The organism is Paenibacillus sp. FSL R7-0313 (assembly GCF_037969885.1).
Lineage (GTDB): Bacteria > Bacillota > Bacilli > Paenibacillales > Paenibacillaceae > Paenibacillus.
This window is the reverse complement of sequence record NZ_CP150219.1, coordinates 453,262-477,558: the sequence shown is the minus strand read 5'-3', so window position 1 is coordinate 477,558 and position 24,297 is coordinate 453,262. Positions and strand designations below refer to the sequence as shown.

Below are 24,297 nucleotides of genomic sequence, written 5' to 3'. Positions count from 1 at the left end.
TGGCAGTTGTCCTTCATCATATTTAAAAAGCATGCGTCTTCCGCGTGATCTGCGGTTACGCATGCTTTTTGGCATCAGGTCATTTATTCAGTGGTGAATTCTCGTATCCAGGGTCATCATAATCCGTATCCTGCAGCCTTGGAAGCACGTTCATGCTCTCAATTGCCTGCCGGGTATCCGGCGTACCATGGTCATACAGAAAGGTATACAGCAAGGTCATGCCATCCGAAAATTGCTCTGTTGCCTCATCGTGGTCTGCTGATTTGTAGGGTACCGGCGCCCGTTGCAAGGTATAGGCATCGTCATCCTCCAGCACCTTCATCAGATCTTTTAATCGGCCCAACTGCCCGTCATCCACCAACACTTCAAAGGGTGTAGATTCGTTCTTTGTTCGTTCAATCAGGTTATGAGTTACCGATACATACAGATGTTGTTTGTCGTCCTGCATAATCCAACCCCCATTCTGAAATGGAAAAAAGACGCTTCTACTGTTAATAAACAGCAAAAAGCGCCCTGAAACGAGCTTGTATGCTCGTATTAATTACTCATCAATATGTTCAGTCACATATGACCAGCCATTGCCTTTACCTTCTAATCGACTTTGTTCAAAAAAATCAATTCCATCTACTGTGATGCTAACTGACACGAGTGATGGTTCATCTTTAACGGGATGAACCACTATGAACCCTTTATCTAATAGATAAGTAATGGTTCTAAGTCTTTCAATATGTGCTTGTGGAAAAAGTTTTTCTTTGGGAGCGATATAAGCCGGATTTTCGGTAAACCACATATCGTACAATTCCTGTAGGGTGTCGAATCTTTCTTGAATCCGCTCTTTAATAATCATGTCTAACTCCATAAGGGACCTCTTCCTTTGAGTTATTTCCCAAATCTCCCCGTTACGGGCACCTGGCGGGTGCCGGCCTCCATCGATCCTGAACACAGGGGACAGGAGGGAGGGCCCGTGGATGCCTTCTTGGTTGCTTTTGAAGGCACAGCCGGCTTCTGTCTTAGCCACGCTTTACAGGTGGATGAACTGCACTTCCAGACCGCAACGGTCTCCGTACGCTCAGCATTACCTGAACCTGAAGTGTACGACTGTGAACTGGAGGAACTCGCAGCTGTCGGTCTCACACCAGTGGTGCTGAACGCCTTATGGTTGCGAATTTCACCACTGCCACGCCGTTCACCGAAGCGATCCTCATCACGTTCGTTGTGAACCTCGTAGTCACGACGGTCACTGTGGCTGATGGCACGACGTTGTGCCACATCCCGACCTTCTGAACGGGCACCTGAGCCGGACGAGCGGGCATACTGTCCGTTGCCTTTACTATATGAAGCCTGACTGCTCGTCCGGCTCTCCTCACGAGGTTTACGTTTGTCCGGAACTTCCATGCCGAAGGCTTCAAGCAGGAAACGGGACACATCCGCTGGTTTTCCGTGATGACTTGCCGGTGAGGTGACATACAAGTACTGCTTGGCCCGTGTGATGGCAACGTAAGCGAGCCTGCGTTCTTCCTCCAGCGCCATGTCCAGCTCCGCGTCTGTCTGTTGCACAGCAAGCGCAGCTTTCTGATCCTCAGGGATATCCTGACGAAGTGCTGTACTGTGGGGCACAATGCCTTCACTGGCTCCGATCCAGTACACACAAGGGAACTCCAGTCCTTTGGCCCGATGAATGGTCATCAGCTGCACTGCGTCACTGTCCTGTGCGCGGCGCAGAGATTCCATCTCCCGGTGTCTGCGGGAGAGCTCATCCGCGAATTGGATGAACTCTTCCACGGTTTCGAATTTTTTGACGGCAGCTTCGAATTCATCCAGGGTTTCCAGCATCGTTTCCTTATAATGGGTGAAGATGCTGGGATCACCACTTTCCATATACTTGTCGTAGAACTGCCTGCGCATCTCCTGAATGGCGATGATGGGCTTTAGTTTGTGCAGCGATTTGATCAGCTTGATACGTTCTTTGACCTGTTCCTGCTGGAACGGTTTCAGCTTGTCCCATTTTACCAAATGAATAAGCGGATATTTCTTCGCCTGTTGTTGTTCACAGCGCTGAATCCACTCCAGACCCGCATCACGTGACACATAGAGCGGTCCCAATGCACTGGGGAGAGCATCCATGGCACGTGGATCAAGGGACAGACGCAGATGATCCATCAGGGGTCTGATGAGAGACTGGTCATAGAACACCGGGGAAGCACCATGCTGTACAAAAGGCACGTCTTTCAACACAAGTTGCTCAAATACAGCCCGGCTGCTGCTTGCTGTCCGGTGAAGAATCGCAATATCACGATAGGTGTGTTGTCCTTCTTCAACCTGCTGGCACAGCTGGTTTACAACCCACGCCGCTTCTTCCTCTGCATTGGAAGGTGTAGCGAAACGAGGCGCATCTCCACGGTTTCCGGCGGCACGTAGCCGTTTGTCACGTCTGCGTTTATTGCGGGCGACCAGTTCACTTCCGAGTCCCAGAATGCGTGCATCACTGCGATAATTGATATCCAGCGTCACAATGCGTGCACCGGGGTATACTTTATCGAATTCCAAAATCGATTCCTGGCGTGCGCCATTAAAGGTATAGATCGTCTGGTCATCGTCTCCCACAACCATCAGGTTGCGGTGAGCGGAAGCCAGTTTTTGCACAATTTCATACTGTAGGTGGTTGGTATCCTGGAACTCATCAACCATAATGTACTGAAAACGCTTCTGAAGCGGCCCCAGAACAGCAGGGTCACGAAGCAGGGCGGCTGCCCGCAGTAAAATATCGTCAAAGTCCATTTTGCCCCGATCCTGTTTCCAGGCTTCGTAACCAAGCAGAACACGCTTGGCATCGCGTTCTTCCTGCGATTTTTCAGGCAGGTCGGTTGTTTCCGATCCTTGCATCTTCCATGCGGACAGCATGGCCAGCAGACTTTCAGGCTGGAAGGCTTCACTCATGCCATTTTGGCGCAAAAGCATCTTCAGCACCGTATGCTGAGCCCGCGACTCGCCAAAGATCTCTTCCTGCACACCGTAATGACGCAATAATGTCAGGGCAAAAGAGTGAAAGGTACGAGCCTGCACGGCTCTCGCGGCTGCCGGGCGTATACCTGGCAAAGCCGCGATCCGGTCTTTCATCTCGGTGGCGGCTTTGTTCGTGAACGTCACCAGCAGGATACTGCCTGCATGTACGCCGCTGACCTCTATGAGGTAACCGGCTCTTGCAGCCAGCACAGTGGTTTTGCCACAACCAGCTCCGGCAAGCGTCAGAATCGGTCCTCTGCCGTGACGGACTGCCGAGATTTGTGGTGCATTTAACTTGATGCCTGCCTCTTCCAGAGAACGAAAATAAAAGGCATCCTGTTGCTCATTACCCACGAGTTGCCGACTGGTCTCCAGCGGAGCAGACGGGGACTGGGGCAGGGACGCCGCCGGGGTAACCCCGAGCGGACGGGGGTAGAACGTTGAGTTCGGACTTAACATGTTTCATCCACCTCTGTATGCATTCAGGGATAGGACTATCCCGGCTAAAAGTAAACCATTTGCCCTTTTCACAATCACATTGTAAATTGGTATGATAGAGTTAGTCGCCTAATCAGGCGGTTAAGTATGGTCAAAGCTTCATTATACCCGAACATATGGTCTTGACGAAAGCCCCCGATTTCATCCAGTATCGGTATAAAACGGGCACCTGCACGAGATTACGCAACTTTTTGGCATGATATCGTATAAGTTATATGCCTGAGCATTTTGCATGAAGGATGTAATATGCTAATTTACTACTAAATAGAAATGATAATATTGGTTTTGACGGGACAGAGGAGGAATGGTCATGAAACTACTTCAGCGCATCAAAGACGGAGCGAACAAAGCAACAGAGCGTGCCCAACACGCCGTTGAGATTGGGAAACTGAACAACCAGATTGTGGGCTTGCAACAGGAACAGGAAGTCCATTTTACAGATATGGGTCGCATCTTCTATGAGGGTTATCGGGCACAGGATATGACGCGTGCGGAAAAAGAAATGGTGGATCTGTCGCAGCTCTGCGACGAATTGCAGGACGAGATTGATGGTCTGCGCAACAAGATTGCACAACTTAAGAACGAACGGTTGTGCGAGTGTGGACACGTCGCTTCCCTGGATGCCAACTTCTGCCCTAAATGCGGACGCAAGTTGGGTGAACTCAAGACTGCAGCGCCCAAAGTAGGAGCAGCAGGAGTCGCAGGAGCCACCACAGCCGCAAGACAGGAGGCAGCTGTAGCTCAGACCCCAACTGAAGAGCCGGACTTCTACGATGCGCCACCTGAGTTGGAACTGGAGGAAGACGAGCCGTATCATACGGTCATTCCGTCCATAGCGGATCTGGAAACGGAATCGGAATATAACAGTACGGAATTTACCCAGGAAGAAAAGGAAGCGTTTGATGCGGAGTGGGAACGTCGCAGAGATGAAGAGATGCAACGGGAACGTGAGCGTCAGCAGGAACTGGACGAACGCATCCGCTACTGGAAAGAAAACAACCCGATCGTGAACACGGTGGACGTACAGACCGAAGTATCACGTGAAATGGTGAATTGTCAGATTTGTGCAGCCGAGCTGCCCAAAGGGTCGAAGTGGTGCCCGCGCTGTGGTGCCGAACAGATCTGATCTGATGCAGTAGAAGCACTGCCGCATCAGTGTGAGGCAGTGCGGGTTGCTGACAGCATGGGGGGACGGGAATATGGACCAACTGCTGCATCATTTGCGTCATCTCGGGTTTACCGAGATGGAATCTAAAATTATGGTGGAACTCGCTCGTCAGGGATCAGCCTCAGGATATGAGGTTGCGAAGCGGCTGGGCGTGTCCCGTTCCAATGTATATGCGACCCTGCAACGGCTGGAACAGCGTGGGTTCTTGCGGTGTAGTCCGGGGGAACCGGCGAAGTATAGTGTGCTGAAGCCGGAGGAGATGACACGTATGATCTCCGATCAAATGCGTACCTCTCTGGATTATGTTCAGAGCAGCATGCCCAAGAGTGAACCGGAGAAGCCGGTCTTCTATAACGTCGAAGGGGACAAAAATGTGTTTGAGAATCTGAGCCGTGAATTGGCCGAGGCTCAGCATGAGATTGTTGTGGACGTTTGGCGTGAAGAGGCAGAACTGCTGCGTAATGACTTACAGCAGGCTGAAGCTCGGGGTGTGCGGCTGTTATGGTCGTGTGATGGTGGCGAAGGCATGCTTGATCAGCCTGTCCCTTGGCCGGGTTTGCCTATGTATGGTACAGGTAATGGTCGGAAATTTTCCCTGGTGGTTGATCGCCGCTGGTGCATGCTGGGCATGCGCGGGGAATCATGCGCCACACAGGCAGTGGTGACGGAGCATCCGGTGATGACCGGACTGCTGCTGAATCATTTTGCTCAAGAGCTGGTGTTGTACGAACTGGAACAGGATATGGGGGAGGAACTGGAGTCCCGCTATGGGCACCGGTACGAAGAACTCTCTGCGCGTTATTGGTCTTCTCCTTCAGGAGAAGGTGACCAGAGCTAGACAGATCGGCGACTAATTCACCTCTGATGGAGTGAACATGCCAGCACAAAGGTATCTATCTTGATGAAACGAATACGTGTGTACATAAAGCAGGCGCTGCCCGGAGGCAGACGCCTGTTTGTGCTGGTTTGAGATATGACAGTGATGTTCGTCACAGCATCTGTTTCCAGTCAAGTCGATAGTAAAGGTATGAAGTTATGCTATTTTTGAGAAAATGAAGCTATGAACATTCGATTGAACTGGATCGGGTTGAACAGGATCGTACATGATCACTCTTTGGGCACGTGATATAGAGCTTCAAGCACATCCGTATAATATGCTGTACCATGGGGTACAAATTCCGTTGCCCGAATCTCGCGAACGATACGTTCCGGTTCATCAGCTGCCTGATCGCTTAACGGGTCCTTATGACCGATGGAATGTGGTGGTGATATCAATGGCTGAGTCTGAACTCCAGTAGCTTGGATGACGTCGATCTCGCCACGGAACATAGCGAGTAGATCATCCAGCGGCACTTCATACAGGCTATCCACCTCGCTGGGCTGCAGAACGTAGGCTTCGAGCGGCTGGTTCAGACATAATCCATAGACGGCGCTGAATTCCCGATCTATGAATGGGACACCACGCACCTCTCCTTGGAGCTGCTGTGTAGCCGTGAGTAGATAGGTTAGTGCCTCGAATGGAGTATTCACACCCAGTTCTTCCTCCAGCTCACGACTGGCGTCTTGCAGTTGTTCACCTGCGGTAAGATGGCCTGCTGCTGTAATGTCGTAACATCCGGGAAAGGTATCCTTAATATCACGCCGCCGCTGAAAAAGGACCTGTCGTTGTTCGCCGTTGTCGCGCACAATCCAGCAGTGGAATGAACGGTGCCAATATCCTTTGGCATGGACCTCGCTGCGTAATGAAGTGCCGATCCAATTTTGCTGATCGTCATAAATGTCGAAACGTTCTGGGGTCATGAAACGTATCTCCTTATATAGCAGATTTTAAAGTTCAAAATTTCACAAAGTATGTTTTAAACGAAAGGGGAACGATCGTATGGAATGCATTGTACACTTTCAGGTGATTTATCCGCAACCTCAGGAACGTAAAAATCTTAGAGGACTTATTTTTGTAGGGCAAGGTCAGGAACCGGCTAACAGTCAGTTAAGCAGCATGTTTAAGGATATGGGATTTAATGTACGTTTGGAAGATGAGGCCCAATTGTTGTTCAAGCCAGTGGATGCTTCGGCAAACTTTGAATATATTCGTGTGACAGAGCTTGATACTGGAGAAGAAGTTTACAAAGAAGATAAGGATCTGAAGTCGATCCTGGAGCATTTGCTGCCACGCCGCTTCTAATTCATGAGCATGGCCGCAAATGACATTCATGGGGGAGCACGTGTAACACATGTATGTTAGGCACGAAAAAAGGCCCCACCTTTACGGTGGAACCATCAAACCTTTAAGCTACGCAACCATTGTTAATGAAGCCCATATGGCTAGCTTTTCATACATACACCCTAGCAAGTAAGAGGTTGTCCCCCGCATCAGGTTTTATATCCGTAATTCAACTCGGTGCGTCTTTATACGTTCATTGTGATTATGCTAGAGCGCCGGTTCCTTCTGCTTCAAGTTCTGAAGTACAGTGCGAGCAGCGGGTAGCTGCGGCTGGAATTTCTGATAGGCAATACTTGCAAGCCTTGGTCGTTTTTTGCGGCTCGGGCTTTTTGTGTTCTTTGCTTTTGAGATAGTTGATGCCCTTCACAAGCATGAAGATACAGAACGCAACGATAAGAAAATCAATCATGACGTTGATGAACTGACCATAAGCAATCACGGTAGCCCCGGCTTCGTTGGCTTGAGCAAGTGTGGTGATCTCCTGTCCGTTTGCTGTTTTCATGTCTCTATCCAGGTTGATGATTTTCTGACTGAAGTCGATTCCACCCAGCAGTTTTCCAACCGGAGGCATGATGATATCATTCACAAGGGACGTGACGATTTTACCAAAAGCAGCCCCAATAATGACACCGACCGCCAGATCGATGACGTTGCCGCGGACGGCAAATTCCTTGAATTCTTTAAGTACGCCTTTCATGTTTGCATATCTCCTTTGATCATTCGATTCAAAATATAGGTCGCGTTTCCATCTATTCTCCGTTCAGATCCGCGCTTCCGTTCTCATATTGTACATAAAAAATAGATTCCAATCACCCCCTGTTTGCAAATTAAGACAAGTTTCCGCAACTTCCATGAAAATACTTCTTTATTTCATGCCGTCGATTCGGTATACTTCTAACATTGTCAGTTATGTTTAACCTTTTACATTCAGGTTCGCGATCATACATTGTAACGAATCATGGAGCCAAAAAATTAAATATGCCGTTACTCGTATATGTGCAGGAATAGGCCTGCATGTCTCTACCTGATCACCGGAATGATCGGACTACGGGAAAGATGTTGCAATGTTTTGTATGGTTGGCATGAGATCATTCTCAGGCAGTTTGACTGAAGAGCAGGTTCAAGTGGCTTTTATCTGTTTCTGATTACACTGTTTAGAGTTTCTCACAACAGGACTGAACTCCTGTCATTCTGTCCATCCATTACACTTGTAGTATCCATACGGCTTGTCCATATACGTACAAGTCCGTCTTTCCCGTCTCCGGTTATTCCGCAGCGTGTGAAAAGGCGGGCTTTTTGCTTTTTTACCATGCGATTGGAAGAGCATGTGGGATTCTGTGCGGAGGGCATTCAGGGGGAAGAATTACAATGCAATTGTTAAAAGACAAGGTAAGACAGGAAGGTATCGTCCTGTCCGAGCAAGTACTCAAAGTGGATTCATTCCTGAACCACCAGATGGACCCGGTTCTGATGAAGGAAGTAGGTAAAGAATTCATTCGCCGCTTTGAAGGTGAGAATATCACACGTGTGCTGACAATTGAGTCGTCAGGGATCGCACCGGGCATCATGACCGCGTTGGAGCTGAACGTGCCGCTGATCTTTGCACGGAAGCAGAAGTCGCTCACACTGACGGAAGACATTCTGGTAGAGAAGGTCTACTCCTTCACGAAGCAGGAGACCAATGAAATCACCGTTGCCAAGAAATTCATGAAGCCTGGTGATCGCGTGCTGATCATTGATGATTTTCTGGCGAATGGTGAAGCAGCATTTGGTCTAGCTCGCATTGTGGAGCAAGTTGGAGCCGAAGTGGTGGGTATCGGTATTGTTATTGAAAAAGCATTCCAGCCGGGAGGTCGCTTGCTGAAAGAAGCAGGATACCGTGTGGAATCGCTGGTTCGCATCGGGGCACTGTCGGATGGACAGGTTACATTTGCGGACGAGGAGGGCACGAACTAATATGGCACGCGAACGTATTTTTCAACGGCATCGGCATCCAATCAAAACGTTCTCCCTCGGACTACAGCACGTGCTTGCTATGTATGCAGGAGCCGTCGTTGTCCCATTGATCGTTAGTAACGCATTGGGTTTTACACAGGAACAACTAACCTATCTGATTGCCATTGACCTGCTCGCATGTGGTGTGGCTACACTGCTTCAGGTATGGGGAAATAAATATTTCGGCGTAGGGCTGCCTGTCATGCTCGGCTGTGCATTCCAGGCTGTGTCTCCGATGATCCTAATCGGGATGAACAGTGGGGTATCTGCCATTTACGGAGCAATTATTGCCTCAGGGCTGTTCGTATTGATATTCTCCGGAATCTTCGGGAAGCTTATTCGGCTCTTTCCGCCAGTGGTTACGGGTTCGGTGGTTACGATCATCGGTTTAACCTTGATTCCGGTTGCTTTCCACGATCTGGGCGGCGGTCAGGGGTCAGAAGATTTTGGCAGCGGAGTGAACTTGTTACTCGGTTTCGGCGTGCTGCTCTTTATCATTTTAATGACTCGATTCACTACAGGTTTTATCCGTTCCATCTCGGTACTGATTGGTCTGCTGGTAGGTACAGTGGCAGCAGGGTTTATGGGTGAAGTGAACTTTGCCCCTATTCGCGATGCAAGTTGGTTCCACGTTGTTCAGCCGTTTTACTTCGGCAGACCTACGTTTGAGATTGTACCTATTCTGACGATGATTCTGGTGGCGATTGTCAGCGTGGCCGAGTCCACAGGTGTATTTATGGCTCTGGGCAAAATACTGGACAAGGACCTGTCTTCCAAGGATCTTGCCCGTGGTTATCGTGCGGAGGGTCTAGCCATTGTATTAGGTGGTATTTTCAACTCGTTCCCGTATACAACGTATTCGCAAAATGTAGGACTGGTACAGATGACACGTGTGAAGACACGTGATGTCATTGTGGTGGCTGGTGGAATCCTTGTGGTCATTGGATTTGTACCAAAAATTGCAGCCCTTGCACAGCTCGTTCCAGGGGCAGTACTTGGCGGAGCGATGGTGGCCTTGTTTGGCATGGTGGTATCATCAGGCATTCGGATTATCGGCAGTCAGGTCGATCTGAACCGACATGAGAATCTGTTTGTCATCGCTTGTTCTGTAGGTATGGGGCTTGGGGTTACCGTTGTACCTGAGTTGTTCGCAGGTGCACCGGCCTGGGCTCAGATTATGCTCGGTAATGGTATCATTGCAGGTAGCTTCACGGCGATCTTCATGAACCTGCTGTTCAATGGTCTTGGTACCAAGGAAACGGCTGCCAAGATGGCTGAACAACAAGCAGATGCCATCCTTGGAGAGACGGGCAAGTCAGCTTAAATTAGCCGAAGTAGGCTAGGATTATCATCCAGCAGGATTGTTATGTTAACTGTTATAGATAGATGATTCACAAGATGAATAATGAATCAGATTAATCATGAAGATATACAGCATGAATGGTTTATGACATACATCGTTTATGCTATGAATGTTCAAGCGCATGAACAAGCCCTCTTTATATGTGAAACACCGAAGATCCGTTGAAGTGGGACATATAATCAAAAGACGATCCAAACCCCGTTTGAAAGGGGATGGATCGTCTTTTCTTTTGAATCATGTCTTCCTCAAATTACAGATGACGCATCTGTTTCTCTGCAAAATCGCCAACCCACGGCAGCTTCAGCCACTTCCCCTGTAGACTGGTGACGACCATAATAAGCCAGACCACCACACCAAGCAGGGATAACAGCGATGCCACCAGTGGTCCAAACAACGGAAGGAAAGCCGATAATACATGCCCGACCATAATGATGCCAAAGACCGTTACAGATTGCAGCGCATGAAATAACACGAACCGACTCCGCTTCTCCACAGCGAGAAAGACAATCCCGCCTATAAAGGTAAACAGATAACAAAGCATGCCAGCAATATTTTCATCCAGACCGCTAGACGATTTCATGGGGGACATCCGGTCCAGCCTCCTTTGTCCTTTTTAACTAGGTTATGAGAGAGATGGACAGAACTGAACCGATGAATTTATTTGCCTGTGAACGGATGGGAATCAACACATAGGAAAAAGCAAACAGGGGCAGAGCAAGCCATTGTACAGCTTGCTCTGCCCCTGTTGTCGTTACGATTAAACGTTGCAAGAACGAAATCGTTATCCGCCCTCGATCTGTCTGCGAGGGTTTGTAATCTTGCCCATTTTATCGGTGTCGTTTTCTTTGGGAACCAACCGCTCATCGGTTCGTCCTTCGTGATGATTATCATATGCATATTCGGTCAGTTTCCATTCTGACTTGCCGAGAACGGGATCAGCCGGGAAGTGTTGCCCGCGGTGCAAATGTTCCTCACGTCCGGCTTCGTTGATATATACTCCGTCGACTTCCACCTTTTCATGTGAGAGGGGCAGCATATCCTGTTCTTTGCGTTCCATGAAACGGCGCCTCCTTTGGATACCAGTAATTTAACTGTATGGGTTGTCCGTGATAATATCCCCCGAATAGTTCAGTGTTATGCTGGATATATTAATTCCGTATAGAATGGTGGCAATCGTAACATATGATTCGGAATTAAACTTTTTGGGCATGAAAACCGTTATATTTATTAGAGGAAATCGTCAAGTCGTAAGATACTTCCGAATATGCTACAATAAGATTATGATTCATTCCGAATCATATCGGGTATTTATAGTGTCAGGTACTTGCTTTCTAGCGAGGTTCCCGACCTAAAGCTTGCTTTAAGCCGCGCACACAACTTCATGGATGGCATTTAAGACTTATTCGGCATTCTCTAAACGGAGCATTCACTTTCAACGTTTTGGGAGGGAATTACAATGGCAACGAAAGGTCACAATGAGGTCAAAGAAAGTTTGAGGGAAATGACTCGGATTTTCCGTCCTAAAGATCCAAAAAAATTCGTGAAGGAGTACGTGAGAAAATACCGGATTACGGGTGGATACGAGGAAGAATTGACTTCTGTGGTTGAGCATGAGCTTGTCAAGATGGATTCTTCCGTGTCCTGAAACAACACACAACTCTGATTATACTGTTCCGATAATGAATAGAACCGTCTCCCGGGCGATAAGCTCCGGCAGGCGGTTTTTTTTGCGTTCCTGCTGCATATATATGGGAGTACACCTACAGCGGGAAGGATGAATGCATGTGGACCCTATTTTGAAAACCAAAGAAGAGATTGGCTACATGCGGGAAGCTGGACGAATTTTGCGAAGTTGTCACCAGCATATTGAGCAGTGGATGATCCCCGGTATCACGACAGCAGAGATTAATGAGCGGGTGGAAGAGTTTCTGGCAGCACGAGGAGCCACACCTGAGCAAAAAGGGTATAAAGGATATCCGTACGCGACGTGTGCCTCTGTTAATGAAGTAGTCTGCCACGGATTTCCTGGGGAAGAGGAGCTGGCAAGCGGGGATGTAGTGACCATCGATATGGTCGTGAACAAGGACGGCTGGCTTGCTGACTCGGCCTGGACATATGGAATTGGTGAAACAAGCAGATCCATTCGCAAGCTGATGAGACGCACGGAGAAGGCACTTGAGCGGGCGATTGCCCAGGCAGTTCCGGGGAATACACTCGGAGATATTGGAAGTGCCATTGAACGAACAGCCAGATTGTATCGGTACGGGATTGTGAAGCCTCTCATCGGTCATGGGATTGGTCAATATATTCATGAACCCCCAAACGTTCTGCCTTATGGCAAACGCAGAACGGGCACGATGCTCACCGAGGGCATGGTTATTACGATTGAACCAATCTTTACAAAAGGCAGTTCCGGGGCCGTTGTGTGGGATGAAGATGGATGGACGGTAAGGACCGTAGATGGCAGCTGGGGGGTCCAATATGAGCATACGGTTGCGATTACTGGGAATGGCCCCTTGATTCTGACCGATGGCACGTGAGATGAATTCAGTGAAGAAGAGGACCTGAGTTGAACTTTCTCCGAAATGCTCCATGCTGTTTTGAGCTTGAAAATAGCGGTATGGAGCGATAGGCATGTCTTTGGAATGGATATGGAAGAGGTTTTCCATAAATTCTGATCTTTCTTTTGCATAATAGCACATGTTTTCAATGTGAGAAAAATCGCCAATAAATCGAGATTTATCACCGAAATTTGGCAAAAATTTTCAAATGTAGAGTGTAATACTTTTAACTGAAATCGTTTGCAAATCAAGTTGTAGAGCGGTTTTTTACATAAAGTGAACAATTTGTGAACATGTGTCCAAAGATTGACAAAATCATACCCTCAACTTATATTTAATAAGTGATTGAAGCATATAGAATGAATTGGAAGAATGCGCAGACATGCCCTGAGCAGGAAATCACGGGAGTACTGGAAGCGTTATTTTTGTAAGCGTTCTGTATGATGAAGAGGATTATGCGTATCGTGCTGAAACGTACCTTTTGTTGCCTTTCTACCGAACGACAACGGTAATCTACGAAAACGTAAAAAAGTGGGGTAGATCAATGATGAAACAGTGGCAGGTTGCAAAGCGAATTCTCCCCTTGCTGGCGGTGTTCTCTTTGCTGCTATCCGCATGCGGGCGGGAAGACTTGTCGGTAATGAAACCTCAGGGTCCTGTAGCGCAAGGCCAATATGATCTGATGAAGTTATCCATCGCGATTATGATCGTGGTGCTCATCATTGTATTCGCCATAGCTGCCTATGTTCTGATCCGGTTTCGTAGACGAGCCGGGCAGACTGAGATGCCCGAACAGGTTGAAGGTAATTTCAAGCTGGAAGTAATATGGACAGCCATTCCGTTATTGCTGGTTATTGTTCTGGCAGTACCGACGGTCCAAACGATTTTTGCCCAAGGCGAAGATCTGTCCAATGACAAAAACGCACTTAAGGTCCAAGTCACCTCGCATCAGTACTGGTGGGAATTCACTTATCCTCAATATGACGTAACCACCGCTCAAGATCTCATCATCCCGACCGGAACAAAAATCGCATTCGAATTAAAAACCGCTGACGTGCTTCACTCCTTCTGGGTGCCGTCACTTGCGGGCAAAATGGACACAAACCCGGATGGAACACTTAACAAGTTCAGTTTCTCTGCACCGAATGAAGGCGTTTACCGCGGTAAATGTGCCGAATTATGTGGCAGATCGCATGCTTTCATGGAGTTTAAGGTAAAAGCAGTGAGTCAGGAATCCTTTGACAGATGGGTGAACCAGATGAAAGCACCCGCAGTCCTTCCTGAAGACACTCAATTGGCCGAAAAGTTCAAAACAAACTGCCTTTCTTGCCACGCTGTTGGTGATCAAGGTGGACCGGTTGCACCTAACCTGACGGGAATCGGCGGCAAGGAATCTGTCGCAGGCATTTTGCTGAATTCTCGTGAGGGACAGGAAGAAGGTAGCCCGGTACTGGATAACATGAAAGAATGGCTCCATGATCCACAATCCGTGAAGCCGGGCAATACCATGCCGAATCCCAAAGATCTTGGGTTGACGGATGAAGAAATCGACGGAATTGCCGAATATCTGGCCAACTACAAATTGGACTATGAATAGAACAGCAAGGACGAAGAAGGGGGTACACAACCTTGGCTCATGCGCATAGCGTCAAGAGGTACAGGGGCTTGATGGATTGGATCACCACCGTCGATCACAAAAAAATCGCCATTCTCTATTTGGTTGCGGGTGGATTTTTCTTTGGAATCGGCGGCATTGAAGCCATTTTGATTCGGATTCAACTGATGAAGCCTATGAATGATTTTGTATCGGCACAGGTCTTCAACGAATTGATTACAATGCATGGAACAACAATGATTTTCCTTGGTGTCATGCCACTTATTTTTGCCATTATGAATGCTGTCGTGCCTTTGCAGATCGGGGCACGGGACGTTGCTTTCCCGTTTCTTAACGCGCTGGGTTTCTGGACATTCCTGTTTGGTGGATTGTTGCTGAACCTGAGCTGGGTTATGGGCGGAGCACCGGATGCGGGCTGGACCTCATATACGCCGCTTTCGGGCAGTGAGTACAGTGGAACGCATGGTGTGGATTTCTACACCATCGGCCTTCAGATCGCGGGTCTGGGAACGCTCATCGGGGGCATTAACTTTCTCGCAACGATTATTACAATGCGTGCTCCAGGCATGTCCTACATGCGGATGCCGATGTTTACATGGACGACATTTATTACATCCGCCATTATCCTTTTTGCTTTTCCTGCCATCACGGTAGGGCTTGTACTTTTGACGTTTGACCGTATACTGGGAGCGAATTTCTTCGATGTCGCAGGTGGCGGTAACCCCGTACTCTGGCAGCACATCTTCTGGATCTTCGGGCACCCGGAAGTATACATTCTGATTTTGCCCGCATTTGGGATTATTTCGGAGGTTATTCCGACCTTCTCGCGTAAACGGTTGTTTGGATACAGCTCCATGGTATTTGCCACCATCCTGATTGCCTTCCTGGGCTTCATGGTATGGGCGCATCATATGTTTACAACAGGTCTGGGTAATGTAGCCAACGCGCTTTTCTCCATCTCCACGATGTTGATTGCTGTACCTACCGGGATCAAAATCTTTAACTGGCTCTTTACGATGTGGGGTGGACAGATCCGCTTTACAGCGGCAAACCTTTTTCTGTTGGATTTGTTCCAACCTTCGTTATGGGTGGTGTTACAGGCGTCATGCTGGCATCTGCTCCGGCAGACTTCCAGTTCCATGATACGTACTTTGTTGTAGCCCACTTCCACTACGTTATTGTAGGGGGACTGGTGCTCGGCTTGTTCTCGGGACTGCATTACTGGTGGCCGAAGATGTTCGGACGTATTCTCAGCGAAACACTGGGCAAATGGACGTTCTGGACATTTATGATCGGTTTCCAATTAACGTTCTTTGTACAGCATTTCCTCGGTCTGATGGGGATGCAGCGCCGGATCGTTACATACTTGCCGAATCAGGACTTTGACCTGCTCAATCTGGTCAGCTCCGTCGGTGCGTTTCTAATGGGTGTTGGGGTTATCATGTTCCTCGTGAACATCGTAATCACAATGAGAAAACCGGCTGGCGCGCCAAACGATCCGTGGGAAGACGGCCGTACACTGGAATGGTCTATTCCATCTCCGCCGCCGGAATATAATTTTAGCAGACGCCGCTGGTACGCGGAATTGATGCATACTGGAAGGAAAAAATGGCAGGACATACGGAGATGACACCGGCAGAACCTGTAGGTTCGATTCATATGCCTTCAGCAACGCCGTTGCCGTTTGTAATGTCAGTAGGTATCTTTATCGCCGGACTTGGCTTGATGTTCAGCAAGGACGAATTTGGTAATGCATTTATGAATGTCATTTTTAACAATTATATTGTAGTTATTATCGGTCTCGTAATCACATTTGGCGCAATGGCACTTCGTTCACTTTATGATGATCATGGCTGGCATATTGAACCGGAGGATCAGGATGAGAAGGGGGCTAGAACATGACAACCTCACATGCCGAACCGGTGAACGACAAATTGCCGCATGAACCGGAGAAAGCAACGCTGGAAGGCCGTAACAAACTTATCGCCTTCTGGTTGTTCCTTGGCGGCGAGACGGTACTGTTCGGTACACTCTTTGCTACCTTCCTGGCTCTTCGTGGCCAAACCAATGATGGACCTACGGCGAATGAACTGTTCCACCTGCCACTTGTGGCCGCTGCAACGTTCATTCTCCTGGTCAGTAGTTTGACGAGTGTATTTGCGATTCAGGCCATGCATAAGGGCAAGCGAGATGCACTGGCGTTGTGGCTTGGCATCACGGTAGTGCTGGGTATGGGATTTCTCGCACTGGAAATTTACGAGTTCTACGAGTATGTGAAACATAAAGAGTTTGGCATGACCACGAGTGCATTCAGTTCAGCATTCTATACACTGGTCGGGTTCCACGGAGCCCACGTTGCTTTTGGTATTGTGTGGATCGGAATCATTATCGGTCAGCTGTTCAAAAAAGGATTGACGGTCGTAACCGCACCTAAAGTATACGTCTCCGCAATGTACTGGCACTTTATTGACGTGGTATGGGTGTTCATCTTTACGGTCGTGTACCTGCTCGGAAAGGTGGGGTAGCACATGTCGGCACAGGATAAGACAGATCAACAGCCTGTGAAACACCGTCACCGGACGGAAGGGCCACAGAAACACGTCGTGGTGTTTATCTTCTCCATTATTCTCACGCTGATCGCGTTTGCGGCTGCTTCTGCCGGAGGGGTCAACACAACCTTTATCATTATTATTTTGCTCGTCATGGCTATTCTTCAAGTATTCGTTCAATTGGGTTATTGGATGCACTTGAAGGACAAAGGGCACTTGATGCCGATTCTGTTCATGGCCTTTGGCTTTTTCGTAGCCTTTACGTGCATCATTATGGCACTCTATTGGGTCTGGTGGTAAAAGAGATGGCGGCGGCGCATTGCCGCCGTCTTTTCCCCTTTTTGGCGAATGAATCTTCACAAAGTAATGAAGGCAACAACCAAATCAGGTCACGGGGAGGTTTCCCGTATGCTCGGGTTGCAATATTTTAGCTTCAACGACTTATGGAGTCCGCTTATATTGGCTTTATTTCTGATCATTGCTGCGGCTTATCTGGTGCTTGTGGGACCGTTAAGCGAGCAAATAAAGGATGCAGAATCTGCGACTGTTGCACAGAAAATCATGTTTATTACAGGGTTGCTTGTCCTGTATCTGGCTCAAGCTGGCCCATTTAATCTGCTTGGTCACGTAATGTTTAGCTTCCACATGGTGAGCATGGCGTTATCCTATCTGGTAGCGCCGCCGCTGATGATGAAAGGTTTGCCGATCTGGGTATGGCGCAGAATCGTACGCTGGTTGCCAACACGCCAGCTATCGTTCCTGGCTCATCCGATCGTTGCGGCTGTGATCTTTAACGGGCTTTTCTCGCTGTATCACCTACCGATTGTACATGATTATGTCATGCTGAATTTTACCGTTCACCGGTTGTATTATATTGCACTGTTCATCACCTCGATGCTCATGTGGTGGACATTGCTGAATCCGTTGCCAGAGGGTAGACAAGCGTCGGGGTTATCCAAGATTGGTTTTATTTTTCTGAATATGGTATTGCTCACGCCTGCCTGTGGCTTGATTATCTTTGCATCAGAGCCGTTGTATCAGACGTACAGCAACCCGGCAGTATGGGCTGAAGCCATGCGGTATTGTGTGTCTGGAGATTCTACGGCTTTACTTCGCTCCTTCGGTGGGCCAGCCTTCTTCAACTTTCTGTCTTCCGCGAAGGAAGATCAGCAGGTTGGTGGCATTGTAATGAAGTTTATTCAGGAAGGGATCTTCGCCTCCATGCTGGCTTATGTCTTTTTCCAATGGTATCGGAAAGAGAAGCAGGAAGACGACGATGATTCGTATCCTGCAGGGGGCGCAGGGGGGCCACTCAATCCGGCTGCCAAATAATTAAGTCAATGTTCTGACAAGAGGGGGAACACACGATGGATATGTATTTTTGGCTACCCACGATCAGTACTTCTTTCATTGTGATTAGTGCAGTACTGGTGGGGATTGGATGGGTACTGATTATTCGGGGTAAACGTGAGGCTCATCAGTCCGCCATGGTAGCAGGTGCGATTGCAGCTCTAATCTTCTTTGTGATCTATATGTCGCGAACGGTGTTCGTGGGTAATACGGCTTGGGGCGGGGACCCGGATCTGGAGATCTTTTATCGGATATTTCTGATCTTTCATATTATCCTCGCTACCGTGGCAGCGATATTCGGCATCTCCACACTGGTCCTGGGGTTCAAAAAGAAGTTCGGAACACATCGCCGCTGGGGCAAGTTCACGTCCATGATCTGGTTCGGATCAGCGCTAACAGGTGTTGTCGTGTATGTTCTTCTATATCTCTTATATCCTGGTGGTCATACACGTCCGGTATGGGAAGTTATCCTCGGCGTATAAAAGTATAGGTATAACCTCTGGCTACTTGGGCGTGTGTCACTATGACCTTCTGAAACTATGAAAATAGACGAATCTAGTAGACGATTCGTCCACGCTCCCTTTCTCATTCATTCATAGAATGAGTTTGAGAGGGGGAAAGTAAATGAAAAAAACAGTCAATGTCAGTCAAACGTATCCACGTCTCACGGTGTATTCTGAAGAGAACTACAGAGGGAGAAGCCGCATTTATCGTGGCAATACGGGGCTCCGCAACCTGGACAATATTTTGGATGGGGTGGAGAGCCTACGCTTTTTCTCAACAAGTTCGAATGCAACGCTGGTTGTGTTTACGCGTCCTAACTTTCAAGGTGGATTCCGTGTCTTCCGTGGCAACACCAACTTGAGAGATTTGGATGATCTGATCCGTGGCAATGACGTGGAATCCCTGATCTCTACGAATCAGCGGTTGACTCTGGCCGAGATTCGTGCGATCCGCGCCAACCGCAGTCTGCCTAGTGGCTATAACCTCGTTTAATCGTAAGGCCTCTTCTTCTAACAGGTGCTAGAGAGCGGCAAAGGGCTGTACCCGAATTGTGTTTACACAATAACGGGTACAGCCCTTCTTTTGTGATTGGGAAAAGATGTTTAATCCCCGCCACCCCCACTGTCGCCGCCGCCACTATCCCCACCACTGTCGCTGCTGCTACCACTATCGCTGTTGTGATGAGAATGTGTGTCTGATGAATAATCCGACTCATGATGTTTGTGATCCGGTGTGTGTCTGGAATGTCGATCGTAGGAGTCATCTCCTGTAATGACCGGATATCCCGAAGCAGAGTCGGTATAACCGTTGTTACGACGGATGCGGTGTCTCCCTTTTTTGGCAGAATGACGATGAGGCTCGTCCCGAAGGACCAACCATATTACGACGATAAGGAAAAGTAGGACAAATCCGATCTCTACCAGCCAATCCATAGCTGTAACCTTCCTTTCTTTGATTTGTTACTATAATTTATTTTAACGTAAATTCGTACTGTGTCCCATCCCGTCTTCCTGATTCAGGAAAATTAGGGGTTGACGGGATGAGATTTCAGTCTATATACTGTGTATATTGATATATACAGTAAACACAGTGAACACAGTAAGCAAGATGAGTGAATGACAGGTGAAAGGCAGGCATGCATATGAACGAATGGAAGCAGGCGTGGTGGTTGACCCGCAGCCAGATGAGTAAGGATAAGCTTCAATGGCTATGGTCTGCAATATTCATGATATACACTGGCGGTATGAGCGGTGTGATGTTAATAGGACAACAACAGACAGATTTCATTAATCCGGTAGTGGATGCCTTCTTTTTACTTATGCTTCCATTTCAAGGGTTTATGTTCTGCAGGCGCTCCTTCCGTTACATACATGAGGATTCCTATACGCAGATGCTGGCCTACTATCGCAGAATTCCTATCCCTGAACAAGCGGTGATGTGGTCCAGGTTACAGCAGTCTCTGATGGCGTTTGCTTACAACGGTATCTTTTTCTACGGATCGCTATATGTGGTTTACCTTCATTCCGAAGGATTCCGATGGGATCAATACCTGGCCTTTAGCCTTACCTGTACAGGTTATGGCCTTTTGGTAACAGGATTGTATATTTACGGAGAGTTTCTGAACAGTGGTAAGAAATACTTGCTTCTCAGTACGCTTTTTATACCCATCGCCATTGGCATATCCATACTGATTCGAATGTCAGGCAGTTACGGATTACGGATTGTAATGGATGGAAGTAAATCATGGGGGCTACTTTCCCCGATCATGTGGATTTCTCTGGTGGCTGGCGTAGCGGGACTGTGGCTGTTTAGTCGCTTGACGCTGAAGAAGCTGGTTCAACGGGATTTGAATTAAAATGAGAATTGAGCTTATGTACGAATACAGGATGAAACCGGCACGGTCAGGTAACAGACTGGAGTGTACCGGAGGGCGAGGTGCAAGATGTGAAAATACCCATTCAAATTAATGAAAATAGCGCTGAACCTTTATACCACCAAATTGAAAATCAGTTAAGATCGTTAATTATTACGGGTCAGTTGGGGGAGGGAACACATTTGCCGTCCATTCGTGAGTTCGCCGGAGCACTGAATTGCAGTGTTATTACGGTTAGACGGGTCTATCAGGATCTGGAGAATGAAGGCTTGCTTCGTACGAAGCAGGGGACAGGTACATTTGTGGCCCAGGTAGAAGCCGGCGACAGAGAAAATTATAGATTAAAGGCCGCACAGGAAGCGATGCAAGCAGCGGTGCAGTCCGGGAAATCGGTAGGCTGTACGGAAGAAGAGATGGAGAGCCTGTTCCGGGAAGTCCTGAAGGCTATTTACGCGAAGTAAGGGAGTGATTCATACGTGGAACCGATAGCAATCCAGTTGAACGGCGTATCCAAAATGCGAAAACGCAGAGTTATTGGCCCAATTGATCTGACCATCCCGGAAGGGTATATAGTGGCTATTCTCGGTCACAACGGTTCAGGCAAAAGCACCCTTCTTAACATGCTGCAGCAAGTGGTGCTGCCAGATGCTGGGCAGATTATATGGTTTGGTCAGGAACATGATGGGCCACTTCCCATTGAACTGAGACAACAGATTGGTTTTGTGGCAGATAACGCTGGTTCAGAAGAGAACCGGATAACAGCACAGGAAGCAGCCCATTTCCGGGCGTACTGGTACCCACGTTGGGATATGAAGTTGTTCGACCAACTGATTCAGGATATGGAAGTACCTGTTGATGTGAAGCTGAACAAGATGTCCAAGGGAGAGCGGCGAAAATTTGAGATTGCAGCTGCAATTGCAGCTCGCCCAAGATTATTGCTTTTGGATGAGCCTTCATCAGGATTGGACCCCTTTGCCTGGAAAGTGATGGTTGAGCAGTTCCGTACCTTCATGGCGGGGGAGACACCACGATTCTGATTGCAACACATATCGCGGATGAAGTCAAAAGGCTGGCGGATTACATCGTATTGATGCACCGTGGTCAGTCACTGGGGATGGCCGAGAAAGATATGGTGCTCGATCAGTGGAAGGAAGTCTGGTATGAAGGAGACTTAAGGCCAGAGAGTATCCCCGGTGTTGTGGAATCTTCTATAGAAGAGGGAAGTCTGGTTCGCGTAATTACAACCCGGGTCAGCGAAGCGCAGGAAAGGCTGGAACTGTCGAATAACCGGGTATTGAGAATCCGTAACTTGGAATTGGATGAAGTGCTGGCATTCTGGATTGCCGGGTATGCACCCGTACAGTGGAAATAACCGAAGGGAGACGATAAATGATGAACCGATTGGAATTGAAGCAAGTCGTCAAGCAATATGCAGACAAAACAGCCGTTAATGGAGTCACTCTCAATGTAAAAGAGGGGGAGATTTACGGATTGCTCGGAGCCAATGGTGCAGGTAAAACAACAACAATGCGCATGGTGCTCGGACTGATTCACCCTGATGGAGGGAATATCCTGTACAACGGCAAACCCTATAATACGGAGCTGCAACAGATTATGGGTTATCTTCCGGAAGAGCGCGGATTGTACCCCAAGGTGAAAGTCAGCGAACAGATTAATTATCTGGCACGACTTCGTGGCATGAATGGTAAGGACGCAGATCAGAGCCTCAAGTACTGGCTGAATCGGTTTGAGGTACCTGAGTATTACGATAAAAAGATCGAGGAGTTATCCAAAGGTAATCAGCAGAAAATGGGCTTTATCGCGGCTGTAGTGCATAGACCGCAGATTCTTATTCTGGATGAAGCGTTCAGTGGTCTGGATCCTGTGAACGTGGAATTACTCAAGTCCACTGTCAAGGAATTGCGTGACGAAGGCACGGCCATTCTGTTTTCAACACACCGCATGGAGCACGTTGAAGAGTTGTGTCGTCAGATCACTATTCTGCATCGTTCCAACACGGTGGTACAAGGAGAGATCAAGGAGATCAAGAGCCGGTATCCGCGTGAACAGGTTTTCCTGGGTACGACTGGAAATGTGGAAGGGCTCGAACAATTGTCTGGTGTGAAGAAAGTTGAGCGGAATGAGCGCGGGTACCTGATACATATTAGTCAGGTGGAAGCTGCTCAAGAGATTCTGAGAACAGCCATGACCCAGACGACAGTGGAACACTTCGAACTGAAGGAACCAACGCTTAACCAAATCTTTATTCGTGAGGTAGGTGAGTCGAATGAATAAAATGGGAACGATTACGGGTTTTACATTTAAAAACAAAGTTAAAACGAAATCATTCATGGTGACGACCATTGTACTTGCACTTTTAATTTCAATCGGACTCAATGTCCCGTATTTCATTACCTTATTTAATGGAGGTTCCATTGGTGGAGCTTCAAGCAGTAATCCTGTAAATATTGGTCTTCTGAGTACAGGGCAGCCTGAAGTTTCCGAGAAACTGGAGAGCTTCTCTGCGGCTCAAGGGGATCAGCCCTATCGATTCATTGCCAGCGGAGACAAAGATGAGGCGGCCCTTGCGGCGGATGTGGAAGCAGGGCTTACCGATGGTTATCTGAAGTTTGAGGCTGTTTCCGGGCAAGAGTTCCCTCAGCCCATTCTATATTCAGCAGAAGACGTATCACCTCAGATCATTGCATCCATTGAGGCTGCATTACAGAGTGTGAAGCTGGATGTGGTTGTGAAGGATGTACTCACAGCAGAGCAGAAGGAACTGATTACAACACCTGTGAAGCTTACTGAGCAAAGCCTGAGCACAGATGAAAATGGGGCCGGTGCAGAGTCAGAAGGTGCCATGAGCCCGATTAACTATATTGTGGTGTACTTGCTGATCATCCTGCTGTTTACCTCAACGATGATGACAGGTAACATGATTGCCTCCGAGATTACAGCTGAGAAGAGTTCACGTATTATGGAAATTTTGATTACGAGTGTATCACCGCTCAGTCAGATGTTTGGTAAAATCATCGGTATATTCATGGTGGGGATGCTGCAAATCGGGATCTTCGGAGCGGTGTTTGCCGGAAATATCTTGCTGCCGCATAACCGTGCAGTATTAGGTGACTTCAATATGAGTCTGAGTGATGTGAATAGTGCAGTTATTGTGTACGGACTTATATTCTACATTCTGGGTTACTTCCTGTATGCCGTGTTGTTCGCTGCCATTGGTTCAATGGTAAGCCGTACTGAAGAACTTGGTCAGGCTGTTCTGCCGATCACGATGTTGTCGCTTGTATCCTTCTATATTGCGATCTTCAGTATTTCTACGCCGAACATTCTGTTGTTAAAAATCGCAAGCTTTATTCCATTCACATCGCCGACCGCGATTCTGGTACGGATTGGTGCAGGGGTTGCACCAACCTGGGAGATTCTAACTTCATTAGCGATTCTCATTGTATCCATTATCATCTTCGGATGGCTTGCAGCCAAAATCTATCGCACGGGTGTGCTGATGTACGGTAAACGTCCAACCTTTAAGGAATTGTTTAAAGCCATGAAGGCATATAAGATCTAGGTTGAGTGTTTGAA

Annotated in this window: 26 protein-coding genes, 2 pseudogenes and 1 riboswitch; of the genes and pseudogenes, 19 read left to right on the top strand and 9 right to left on the bottom strand. The window is 48.0% G+C overall.

The genetic code is table 11. The annotated features are described in order from the left end of the window. Nucleotides 1-79: 79 nt before the first annotated feature. The 3 genes from NSQ38_RS01960 to NSQ38_RS01950 all read right to left on the bottom strand — a co-directional run bounded on the left by NSQ38_RS01960 (nt 80) and on the right by NSQ38_RS01950 (nt 3,462). A complete protein-coding gene (locus tag NSQ38_RS01960) occupies nt 80-448 on the bottom strand; it encodes a hypothetical protein (protein ID WP_076332722.1) in 369 nt (122 codons plus the stop codon). Nucleotides 449-541: 93 nt separating this feature from the next. Further along, nucleotides 542-859: a hypothetical protein gene (locus NSQ38_RS01955; RefSeq protein WP_339786609.1), complete on the bottom strand. Its 318-nt coding sequence runs from the start codon at nt 857-859 to the stop codon at nt 542-544. A 20-nt stretch (nt 860-879) separates the two neighbouring features. After that, on the bottom strand, nt 880-3,462 hold the full coding sequence (locus tag NSQ38_RS01950; protein WP_339786607.1) for a UvrD-helicase domain-containing protein: 2,583 nt from the start codon (nt 3,460-3,462) through the stop codon (nt 880-882). 349 nt (nt 3,463-3,811) lie between these two features. Here NSQ38_RS01950 and NSQ38_RS01945 point away from each other — a divergent pair, with 349 nt between their 5' ends. Together NSQ38_RS01945 and NSQ38_RS01940 are read left to right on the top strand one after the other, a co-directional pair. Further along, on the top strand, nt 3,812-4,627 hold the full coding sequence (locus NSQ38_RS01945; RefSeq protein ID WP_315939146.1) for a zinc ribbon domain-containing protein: 816 nt from the start codon (nt 3,812-3,814) through the stop codon (nt 4,625-4,627). Nucleotides 4,628-4,700: 73 nt separating this feature from the next. Beyond that, nucleotides 4,701-5,507 (top strand): TrmB family transcriptional regulator, encoded by an 807-nt coding sequence (locus NSQ38_RS01940; RefSeq protein ID WP_101315035.1) that lies wholly within the window; start codon nt 4,701-4,703, stop codon nt 5,505-5,507. A 269-nt stretch (nt 5,508-5,776) separates the two neighbouring features. Here the strand turns inward: NSQ38_RS01940 and NSQ38_RS01935 are convergent, their stop codons facing one another. Continuing rightward, on the bottom strand, nt 5,777-6,469 hold the full coding sequence (locus NSQ38_RS01935) for an NUDIX domain-containing protein (protein ID WP_339786604.1): 693 nt from the start codon (nt 6,467-6,469) through the stop codon (nt 5,777-5,779). A gap of 79 nt (nt 6,470-6,548) precedes the next feature. Between NSQ38_RS01935 and NSQ38_RS01930 the strand changes: the two genes are divergently transcribed. After that, on the top strand, nt 6,549-6,851 hold the full coding sequence (locus NSQ38_RS01930) for a hypothetical protein (protein ID WP_339786601.1): 303 nt from the start codon (nt 6,549-6,551) through the stop codon (nt 6,849-6,851). Nucleotides 6,852-7,092: 241 nt separating this feature from the next. Here NSQ38_RS01930 and mscL read toward each other — a convergent pair whose 3' ends face one another. Next, nucleotides 7,093-7,587, bottom strand: coding sequence for a large conductance mechanosensitive channel protein MscL (mscL, locus tag NSQ38_RS01925; RefSeq protein WP_249913043.1), 495 nt, complete (start codon nt 7,585-7,587; stop codon nt 7,093-7,095). A gap of 271 nt (nt 7,588-7,858) precedes the next feature. Beyond that, a riboswitch (purine riboswitch) is annotated at nt 7,859-7,958 on the top strand. Nucleotides 7,959-8,258: 300 nt separating this feature from the next. Between mscL and NSQ38_RS01920 the strand changes: the two genes are divergently transcribed. After that, nucleotides 8,259-8,846 carry a xanthine phosphoribosyltransferase gene (locus NSQ38_RS01920; protein WP_036613196.1) on the top strand — a complete coding sequence of 196 codons (588 nt, stop codon included), beginning with the start codon at nt 8,259-8,261 and terminating at the stop codon, nt 8,844-8,846. Between the two features lies 1 nt (nt 8,847). After that, entirely contained in the window at nt 8,848-10,209 is a 1,362-nt protein-coding gene (locus NSQ38_RS01915; RefSeq protein WP_289391047.1) for a nucleobase:cation symporter-2 family protein, read from the top strand. Between the two features lie 289 nt (nt 10,210-10,498). Here the strand turns inward: NSQ38_RS01915 and NSQ38_RS01910 are convergent, their stop codons facing one another. The 3 genes from NSQ38_RS01910 to NSQ38_RS01900 are packed head-to-tail and all read right to left on the bottom strand — an operon-like array spanning nt 10,499 to nt 11,305. Beyond that, entirely contained in the window at nt 10,499-10,837 is a 339-nt protein-coding gene (locus NSQ38_RS01910; protein ID WP_338590575.1) for a hypothetical protein, read from the bottom strand. 28 nt (nt 10,838-10,865) lie between these two features. Further along, nucleotides 10,866-11,018: a hypothetical protein gene (locus NSQ38_RS01905; RefSeq protein ID WP_338590577.1), complete on the bottom strand. Its 153-nt coding sequence runs from the start codon at nt 11,016-11,018 to the stop codon at nt 10,866-10,868. 11 nt (nt 11,019-11,029) lie between these two features. Then, complete coding sequence (locus NSQ38_RS01900) at nt 11,030-11,305, bottom strand: transposase (RefSeq protein WP_338590579.1); 276 nt, start codon at nt 11,303-11,305, stop codon at nt 11,030-11,032. 399 nt (nt 11,306-11,704) lie between these two features. Between NSQ38_RS01900 and NSQ38_RS01895 the strand changes: the two genes are divergently transcribed. The 9 genes and pseudogenes from NSQ38_RS01895 (at nt 11,705) to NSQ38_RS01855 (ending at nt 19,319) form a co-directional block, all read left to right on the top strand. After that, on the top strand, nt 11,705-11,893 hold the full coding sequence (locus NSQ38_RS01895) for a hypothetical protein (RefSeq protein WP_017690840.1): 189 nt from the start codon (nt 11,705-11,707) through the stop codon (nt 11,891-11,893). A gap of 133 nt (nt 11,894-12,026) precedes the next feature. Next, complete coding sequence (gene map / locus NSQ38_RS01890) at nt 12,027-12,788, top strand: type I methionyl aminopeptidase (protein WP_091038334.1); 762 nt, start codon at nt 12,027-12,029, stop codon at nt 12,786-12,788. Nucleotides 12,789-13,353: 565 nt separating this feature from the next. After that, a complete protein-coding gene (coxB, locus tag NSQ38_RS01885; protein WP_047840266.1) occupies nt 13,354-14,406 on the top strand; it encodes a cytochrome c oxidase subunit II in 1,053 nt (350 codons plus the stop codon). 32 nt (nt 14,407-14,438) lie between these two features. Next, nucleotides 14,439-16,326 (top strand): annotated as a pseudogene (gene ctaD, locus NSQ38_RS01880) (cytochrome c oxidase subunit I). Then, complete coding sequence (locus NSQ38_RS01875) at nt 16,323-16,949, top strand: cytochrome c oxidase subunit 3 (RefSeq protein ID WP_047840264.1); 627 nt, start codon at nt 16,323-16,325, stop codon at nt 16,947-16,949. Before ctaD ends, NSQ38_RS01875 begins: the two are co-directional and overlap by 4 nt. A gap of 3 nt (nt 16,950-16,952) precedes the next feature. After that, entirely contained in the window at nt 16,953-17,273 is a 321-nt protein-coding gene (locus NSQ38_RS01870; RefSeq protein ID WP_036613178.1) for a cytochrome C oxidase subunit IV family protein, read from the top strand. Between the two features lie 108 nt (nt 17,274-17,381). Continuing rightward, nucleotides 17,382-18,305 carry a cytochrome c oxidase assembly factor CtaG gene (gene ctaG, locus NSQ38_RS01865; protein ID WP_339786599.1) on the top strand — a complete coding sequence of 308 codons (924 nt, stop codon included), beginning with the start codon at nt 17,382-17,384 and terminating at the stop codon, nt 18,303-18,305. Nucleotides 18,306-18,340: 35 nt separating this feature from the next. Then, nucleotides 18,341-18,805, top strand: coding sequence for a DUF420 domain-containing protein (locus NSQ38_RS01860; RefSeq protein ID WP_036613174.1), 465 nt, complete (start codon nt 18,341-18,343; stop codon nt 18,803-18,805). 142 nt (nt 18,806-18,947) lie between these two features. Next, a complete protein-coding gene (locus NSQ38_RS01855; RefSeq protein WP_074093350.1) occupies nt 18,948-19,319 on the top strand; it encodes a hypothetical protein in 372 nt (123 codons plus the stop codon). Between the two features lie 110 nt (nt 19,320-19,429). Here NSQ38_RS01855 and NSQ38_RS01850 read toward each other — a convergent pair whose 3' ends face one another. Then, nucleotides 19,430-19,759 (bottom strand): hypothetical protein, encoded by a 330-nt coding sequence (locus NSQ38_RS01850; RefSeq protein ID WP_339312009.1) that lies wholly within the window; start codon nt 19,757-19,759, stop codon nt 19,430-19,432. 209 nt (nt 19,760-19,968) lie between these two features. On the opposite strand from NSQ38_RS01850, the gene NSQ38_RS01845 reads away from it, so the two are divergent. The 5 genes and pseudogenes from NSQ38_RS01845 to NSQ38_RS01825 all read left to right on the top strand — a co-directional run bounded on the left by NSQ38_RS01845 (nt 19,969) and on the right by NSQ38_RS01825 (nt 24,283). Continuing rightward, on the top strand, nt 19,969-20,682 hold the full coding sequence (locus NSQ38_RS01845) for a hypothetical protein (RefSeq protein WP_339786597.1): 714 nt from the start codon (nt 19,969-19,971) through the stop codon (nt 20,680-20,682). An 89-nt stretch (nt 20,683-20,771) separates the two neighbouring features. Continuing rightward, on the top strand, nt 20,772-21,161 hold the full coding sequence (locus NSQ38_RS01840) for a GntR family transcriptional regulator (protein WP_091038380.1): 390 nt from the start codon (nt 20,772-20,774) through the stop codon (nt 21,159-21,161). A 15-nt stretch (nt 21,162-21,176) separates the two neighbouring features. Further along, nucleotides 21,177-22,072 (top strand): annotated as a pseudogene (locus NSQ38_RS01835) (ABC transporter ATP-binding protein). A 20-nt stretch (nt 22,073-22,092) separates the two neighbouring features. Further along, complete coding sequence (locus tag NSQ38_RS01830) at nt 22,093-22,995, top strand: ATP-binding cassette domain-containing protein (RefSeq protein ID WP_062837363.1); 903 nt, start codon at nt 22,093-22,095, stop codon at nt 22,993-22,995. Then, nucleotides 22,988-24,283, top strand: a complete 1,296-nt coding sequence (locus NSQ38_RS01825; protein ID WP_339786595.1) for an ABC transporter permease — start codon at nt 22,988-22,990, stop codon at nt 24,281-24,283. The genes NSQ38_RS01830 and NSQ38_RS01825 overlap by 8 nt, the downstream gene beginning before the upstream one ends. The last annotated feature ends 14 nt before the right edge of the window (nt 24,284-24,297 follow it).

Coding starts and splice junctions, on each gene's coding strand:
- NSQ38_RS01960 (WP_076332722.1), bottom strand. CDS start 448: ATGCAGGACGACAAACAACATCTGTATGTATCGGTAACTCATAACCTG.
- NSQ38_RS01955 (WP_339786609.1), bottom strand. CDS start 859: ATGGAGTTAGACATGATTATTAAAGAGCGGATTCAAGAAAGATTCGAC.
- NSQ38_RS01950 (WP_339786607.1), bottom strand. CDS start 3,462: ATGTTAAGTCCGAACTCAACGTTCTACCCCCGTCCGCTCGGGGTTACC.
- NSQ38_RS01945 (WP_315939146.1), top strand. CDS start 3,812: ATGAAACTACTTCAGCGCATCAAAGACGGAGCGAACAAAGCAACAGAG.
- NSQ38_RS01940 (WP_101315035.1), top strand. CDS start 4,701: ATGGACCAACTGCTGCATCATTTGCGTCATCTCGGGTTTACCGAGATG.
- NSQ38_RS01935 (WP_339786604.1), bottom strand. CDS start 6,469: ATGACCCCAGAACGTTTCGACATTTATGACGATCAGCAAAATTGGATC.
- NSQ38_RS01930 (WP_339786601.1), top strand. CDS start 6,549: ATGGAATGCATTGTACACTTTCAGGTGATTTATCCGCAACCTCAGGAA.
- mscL (WP_249913043.1), bottom strand. CDS start 7,587: ATGAAAGGCGTACTTAAAGAATTCAAGGAATTTGCCGTCCGCGGCAAC.
- NSQ38_RS01920 (WP_036613196.1), top strand. CDS start 8,259: ATGCAATTGTTAAAAGACAAGGTAAGACAGGAAGGTATCGTCCTGTCC.
- NSQ38_RS01915 (WP_289391047.1), top strand. CDS start 8,848: ATGGCACGCGAACGTATTTTTCAACGGCATCGGCATCCAATCAAAACG.
- NSQ38_RS01910 (WP_338590575.1), bottom strand. CDS start 10,837: ATGTCCCCCATGAAATCGTCTAGCGGTCTGGATGAAAATATTGCTGGC.
- NSQ38_RS01900 (WP_338590579.1), bottom strand. CDS start 11,305: ATGGAACGCAAAGAACAGGATATGCTGCCCCTCTCACATGAAAAGGTG.
- NSQ38_RS01895 (WP_017690840.1), top strand. CDS start 11,705: ATGGCAACGAAAGGTCACAATGAGGTCAAAGAAAGTTTGAGGGAAATG.
- map (WP_091038334.1), top strand. CDS start 12,027: ATGCATGTGGACCCTATTTTGAAAACCAAAGAAGAGATTGGCTACATG.
- coxB (WP_047840266.1), top strand. CDS start 13,354: ATGATGAAACAGTGGCAGGTTGCAAAGCGAATTCTCCCCTTGCTGGCG.
- NSQ38_RS01875 (WP_047840264.1), top strand. CDS start 16,323: ATGACAACCTCACATGCCGAACCGGTGAACGACAAATTGCCGCATGAA.
- NSQ38_RS01870 (WP_036613178.1), top strand. CDS start 16,953: ATGTCGGCACAGGATAAGACAGATCAACAGCCTGTGAAACACCGTCAC.
- ctaG (WP_339786599.1), top strand. CDS start 17,382: ATGCTCGGGTTGCAATATTTTAGCTTCAACGACTTATGGAGTCCGCTT.
- NSQ38_RS01860 (WP_036613174.1), top strand. CDS start 18,341: ATGGATATGTATTTTTGGCTACCCACGATCAGTACTTCTTTCATTGTG.
- NSQ38_RS01855 (WP_074093350.1), top strand. CDS start 18,948: ATGAAAAAAACAGTCAATGTCAGTCAAACGTATCCACGTCTCACGGTG.
- NSQ38_RS01850 (WP_339312009.1), bottom strand. CDS start 19,759: ATGGATTGGCTGGTAGAGATCGGATTTGTCCTACTTTTCCTTATCGTC.
- NSQ38_RS01845 (WP_339786597.1), top strand. CDS start 19,969: ATGAACGAATGGAAGCAGGCGTGGTGGTTGACCCGCAGCCAGATGAGT.
- NSQ38_RS01830 (WP_062837363.1), top strand. CDS start 22,093: ATGAACCGATTGGAATTGAAGCAAGTCGTCAAGCAATATGCAGACAAA.
- NSQ38_RS01825 (WP_339786595.1), top strand. CDS start 22,988: ATGAATAAAATGGGAACGATTACGGGTTTTACATTTAAAAACAAAGTT.